Source organism: Demequina sp., from assembly GCF_016278775.1.
In the GTDB taxonomy this organism is placed as follows: domain Bacteria; phylum Actinomycetota; class Actinomycetes; order Actinomycetales; family Demequinaceae; genus Demequina.
Genome location: NZ_JADQBF010000012.1, coordinates 1 through 4,870 on the forward strand (window position 1 = coordinate 1; position 4,870 = coordinate 4,870).

The 4,870-nt window shown below is 64.7% G+C and carries 5 protein-coding genes; 1 reads left to right on the forward strand and 4 read right to left on the reverse strand.

The genetic code is table 11. The annotated features are described in order from the left end of the window. Positions 1 to 153: 153 nt before the first annotated feature. A complete protein-coding gene (gene nusB, locus QZZ33_RS02060) occupies positions 154 to 633 on the reverse strand; it encodes a transcription antitermination factor NusB (RefSeq protein WP_291377813.1) in 480 nt (159 codons plus the stop codon). A 94-nt stretch (positions 634 to 727) separates the two neighbouring features. On the opposite strand from nusB, the gene QZZ33_RS02065 reads away from it, so the two are divergent. Continuing rightward, positions 728 to 2,503, forward strand: a complete 1,776-nt coding sequence (locus tag QZZ33_RS02065) for a hypothetical protein (protein WP_291377814.1) — start codon at positions 728 to 730, stop codon at positions 2,501 to 2,503. 48 nt (positions 2,504 to 2,551) lie between these two features. On the opposite strand, the gene efp is transcribed toward QZZ33_RS02065, so the two are convergent. From efp to aroB, 3 genes are read right to left on the reverse strand one after another with little or no spacing between them, the layout of a single operon-like run. After that, on the reverse strand, positions 2,552 to 3,115 hold the full coding sequence (efp, locus tag QZZ33_RS02070; protein WP_291377815.1) for an elongation factor P: 564 nt from the start codon (positions 3,113 to 3,115) through the stop codon (positions 2,552 to 2,554). A gap of 40 nt (positions 3,116 to 3,155) precedes the next feature. After that, positions 3,156 to 3,599: a type II 3-dehydroquinate dehydratase gene (gene aroQ, locus QZZ33_RS02075; RefSeq protein ID WP_291377816.1), complete on the reverse strand. Its 444-nt coding sequence runs from the start codon at positions 3,597 to 3,599 to the stop codon at positions 3,156 to 3,158. A gap of 48 nt (positions 3,600 to 3,647) precedes the next feature. Further along, positions 3,648 to 4,775, reverse strand: a complete 1,128-nt coding sequence (aroB, locus tag QZZ33_RS02080) for a 3-dehydroquinate synthase (RefSeq protein ID WP_291377817.1) — start codon at positions 4,773 to 4,775, stop codon at positions 3,648 to 3,650. Between the last annotated feature and the right edge of the window lie 95 nt (positions 4,776 to 4,870).

Sequence of the window (4,870 nt, forward strand, 5' to 3'; positions counted from 1 at the left end):
CTGGGACCTCCTTCTCCGCCTCACAGGACGGCTCTTAAAGGGGTGTTGCCGGTCAGCCTACCGCAGCGCCTACCTGTGCAAGCGTGACGAACACTCCTCGCGCGTCGGCTTGTGCATGAGCGGTCGGGAGCTCCCGTATCCACCGTCCCGGGACTACGTACCTTCGGGGGGTTGGCCATCGGTAGGCGTCGTCCCGGTGTCTGCACCAGCGGCCGTGTCCGACGGGAGCGCCGGTGCATCTCGGGCCACTGTGCCCAACACTCCATTGATGAAGCGAGGCGAGTCATCCGTACTGAGGTCACGCGCGAGGCCCACCGCTTCGTCGATAGCCACAGCGACGGTGACCTCGTTGTTGAACAAGATCTCCCACGTGGCGATGCGCAGCAGAGCCCGATCCACAGCTGGCATGCGATCGATCGTCCACTCGGTCGAAGCCTCCTGGAGAATCTCCTGAATCTCCGTCCAATGCGCCACGACGCCCGCCACGATCTGAGCGGCGTACTCAGGCAGTGCCGTCTCACGTCCGGAGAGCGTGACTCGCTCCTCCAGGACCTGAGAGACGTTGGCCCCTCGCTGGTCAGCCTCGAAGAGGATATCCAGCGCGCGTTTGCGGGCCTTGGTGCGTGCGCTCATGGGAGACAACAGTAGCGTGCAGGCGGGCATCGCGACCGCCGTCGCACCACCCGTCACGCGAGGAAGCCTCGTCGTCCCACGGTATTCTCCGGGTATGTCAATAGAGGCCACCCTGGAAGCCGCACCAGCGCACTCCCGGCGATGGTGGTCCACCCCGTTGGCCTGGTTGAGCCACCGCGAGGCCGACCTCAAGTTCGCACCGCCCGTGTGGCTCGCGGGGTTGTCGGTGCTCACCGTGCTCGGGGCGTACGTCTTTGTTGCGTGGACCACGGAAGGCCCCATCTTCTCCCCCGACGAAGTCGGCATGGTCGGAGCGGCTCAGGTCATTGCGAACGGCACCACCGGCTGGACGCTCGCGGGCTCGGGCTATATGCCGGGGCTCGCCGTCCTCTTGGCGCCGGCATGGTGGTTCACCGACAACTCCTTCCTCGTGTACCACATTGGCCTCGCGATCGGGGTGGCCCTCTCGGTGGCCACCGTCTGGCCGCTGTCGTTGATCGCGCGCAGGGTGGGCATCGCCTCACGCCCAGGCGCCGTCGTCATCGCGTCAGTAGTGATGTTGTTTCCCGCTCGGACGCTGCCCGCCAACTACCTCCTGGCCGAGTCTCTGCTCACCCTCTTGACTGCGACAACGTTCGTCGTGGCGTATGCGCTGGACCGGCAAGCCACCGCCCGCAACAGCGCGCTCCTCGGTGCTCTCGCGGGTCTCGCGTTTCTGTCTCACGGGCGCGCGGTGGCGCTGCTCGTTGCCGCAGGCATTTGGATGCTCATCGTGGCGGGCAAGCGTTGGCGGCTCACCCTCGCCTTTCTCGCGTCGAGTGGGCTGGTGTCGCTGGGCTCGTGGGCTCTCTACACGTACATGACAAGTCAGTTGTACTGGCGCGACGAGCGCTTGAAGAACACGTTCGATCGCTTCCTGAGCGACACTCCTGCAGACTTCTTGGGCTCTCTGGCAGGATCCGCGTGGTACGCCATGGCGGCATGGCCCGCCCTGGCAGTAGTCGGAGCGTTCTTCGTGATCAAGCGGGGCCGCCGCCTCAATAGTCCCGAACTGCTGCTCGGACTCGCGCTCGTCACGTCCGTCGCTCTCTCGTTCGTCCAGCTCACGCCGGGCTACAACTGGACAGTCCCGCGGCTCGATCTGTGGATCTACGGCCGGTACATCGACCATCTGTTGACGGTGCTCGCCGTCATCGGGCTTGCGGTGTTGGTCAGAGTGCGCCTCAGGGCGTTGCCCGTGGCGGTGCTCGGGGCGTCTGCCGCGGTCGGGGCGGCATTCATGCTGTTCGCCGTGCCCCGCCTTCCCGTGGGTGGCCTCTGGGTAGATGCTCACGTCGCGGGGATTTCTCACTACTTGAGCGAGGCCAACTACCTTGATGGCCAGCCTGAGCCGTGGGCCCTGCTGACCCTCGCGTCGGTAGCGATCGGAACCCTCTTGGCTGTACTTGGCTGGATGCGATTTGTGTTGCCAGTGGTCGCGATTCTTGCCCTGACCCTCACGGTCGTCACCGACGCCACACGAGTCGACCCCCGCAACGACCGCACCAGGATCTCCGAAGAGATCAACGATCCGCACGCCGTCGTGCCCCAGGACGAGGCCATCGCCTTCAGCATCGACTACGGTCTCCGCATCAACTTCTTCGCCTTCGCGGCGAACCCGCGCAGACTCGTTCCCGTGACCCTCGAGGAGGCGTCCGAGGAGTACTCCGCCTTCTATACCGGATACCAGGATGAGACACCGGCCGAGTACGGCGCCAAGAAACTCGCGAGTCCCTTCATCTATTACTACACATCGCTGTGGATCTTTCCGGGGCCGCTCTTTGACGAACTTGACGCTCAGGGCCTGCTGCTGGAGCCCAGTGACGAGTGACTCCCAGCCGGGGCGGCGAGGTACCTCGCCCCTGGTGCCCGTTCGCGCTTAGTCGTTCACCCGGCTTAGGTACTCACCAGACGTGGTGTTGACTTTGACCTTGGTGCCAGCCTCAAGGAACAGCGGCACCTGAATCTCCTTGCCCGTCTCAAGTGTGGCCGGCTTGGTGCCACCGGAAGAGCGATCGCCCTGCAGGCCCGGCTCCGTGTAGGTCACCTCGAGCACCACGGAAGCGGGAAGTTCCACGAAGATGGGGTTGCCGTTGTGGGAGCCGACCAAGGCCTTCTCGTTCTCCAGCAGGAAGTCCTTCGCGTCACCCATGATTTGGGGCGTGATGGAGACCTGGTCGAACGTGTCGGGGTCCATGAAGATGTAGTCGGTGCCGTCGTTGTACAGATACTGCATGTCGCGCCGGTCCACGGTCTCGAACTCCACCTTCGCGCCAGCGTTGAACGTCTTGTCGACCACCTTGCCCGACATGACGTTCTTCATTTTGGTGCGCACAAAGGCCCCACCCTTGCCGGGCTTCACGTGCTGGAAGTCGATGACCGTCCACAGGTTGCCGTCGAGGTTCAGCACGGAGCCGTTCTTGATGTCGTTCGAGGTCGCCACAATAGTCCTTGAAGTTGAGTGAAAAAGTCCGTCGGACAGTCTAGCCGACGCGCTGGGCCACGGCCTGGAGCGCGAGGCGATATGAGTCAACACCGAACCCCACGATGGTGCCCGTGGCTACCCCGGAGATCACCGAGATGCTCCTGAAACTCTCCCTGGCATGGGGGTTGGTGAGGTGCACCTCAACTAACGTGAGACCTGCGGCGGTCACCAAGGCACAGGCATCGCGCAACGCGTACGAGTAGTGCGTGAAAGCCGCAGGGTTGAGCACCACATGGGTGGCAGCGTCCACTGCCTCGTGCATCCAGTGCACCAGGTCAGTCTCGTCGTCTGACTGGCGCAACGTCGCCTCAAGGCCCATGCCAGCGCCCCACTGCCCGACGAGCGCTGCGAGCTCATCGTGAGTAGTCGAACCGTACTTCTCGGGCTCGCGCGTTCCAAGCCTTCCCAAGTTCGGGCCGTTGGCAACCAGGACGTTGTTCATGCGGACCAGCGTAGCGGCGACCGCGCGCCCACTATGCAGGGCGCGCTGCTAGCGCGATACCGCGTCATACGCAGCCACCAGCAGAGTCGGATCCGGCCCCTCAAGGCGCTGCGGGTTTCCGATGCCGTGAAGCACCACGAAGCGGAGCACGTCCCCCCGGGTCTTCTTGTCACGCTTCATGGCGGTGTAGAGAGCATCCCACCGGCCGGAGGCATAGGTGGTCGGCAACCCCAGCGACTCCAGGATGGAGCGATGGCGATCCACGTCGGCGTCAGAGAGTTTGCCGACCAGCCGGGCCAGTTCGGCGGCATACACCATGCCGACGGAGACGGCCGCGCCGTGGCGCCATTGGTAGCGCTCCGTGTACTCGATCGCGTGAGCAAAGGTGTGGCCGTAATTGAGGATCTCACGGTGGAAGGATTCCTTGAGGTCCGCGCCCACCACGGCCGCCTTGACCGCCACCTTGCGGGCCACCAGTTCTGCCAGGACCGGCAGGGCCTCCGGATCCAAGGTGCGCGCATCGGCGCCAGGTTCCCTGCGCGATCCCGTCTGAGTCGTCGCCGTCAGGAGTGACGCGTTGGCCTCGACGATGTCCAGAATCTCTGTGTCGGCTATGAAGCCCCCCTTGACCACCTCTGCCAAACCCGCCACGAGGTCGTGCCTTGGTAGCGTCGCCAGCCGGTCAGTGTCGCACCACACGCTCACCGGCTCATGAAAGGCCCCCACCAGGTTCTTGCCCTCGGTGGTGTTGATGCCGGTCTTGCCACCCACGGCGGCATCCACCATGCCCAGCAACGTCGTGGGCACCTGAATCACGTCGATGCCGCGCAGCCACGTGGCGGCCACCAAGCCGGCGAGGTCGGTCACGGCTCCGCCACCCAAGCCGATCACGACGTCCGAGCGTGTGAAGTCGGACTTGCCCAGCACCTGCCAGCAGAAGGCAAGCACCTCGGCTGTCTTGCCCTCCTCCGCGTCGGGAACCTCGGCTCGCACGGGTGTCATGCCACGGGCCTCGATGGCCGTGCTCAGCACATCGGCTCGCGCCGTCAGTGGCGCCGAGTAGACGATCAGCACCTTCCGGGCCCGTTCTGGAACGGCGGCCGCGACGGCCCCGTCGAGGCCCGCGCCCACCGTCACGGTGTAGGGGCGGGCGGTGTTGAACGCGATCTCGGTCATGCCAGTGCCTCCGCAATCTCCTTGGCGATGCCCTTGGGCTTGCGGTGATCGGTCAGCACCGTCATCGTCGCGAGCCGTTCATAGACCGGACGACG

Bases quoted from the DNA above. Each gene is read 5' to 3' on its own strand.
- nusB (WP_291377813.1), bottom strand. From the start codon at position 633: ATGAGCGCACGCACCAAGGCCCGCAAACGCGCGCTGGATATCCTCTTC.
- QZZ33_RS02065 (WP_291377814.1), top strand. From the start codon at position 728: ATGTCAATAGAGGCCACCCTGGAAGCCGCACCAGCGCACTCCCGGCGA.
- aroQ (WP_291377816.1), bottom strand. From the start codon at position 3,599: ATGAACAACGTCCTGGTTGCCAACGGCCCGAACTTGGGAAGGCTTGGA.
- aroB (WP_291377817.1), bottom strand. From the start codon at position 4,775: ATGACCGAGATCGCGTTCAACACCGCCCGCCCCTACACCGTGACGGTG.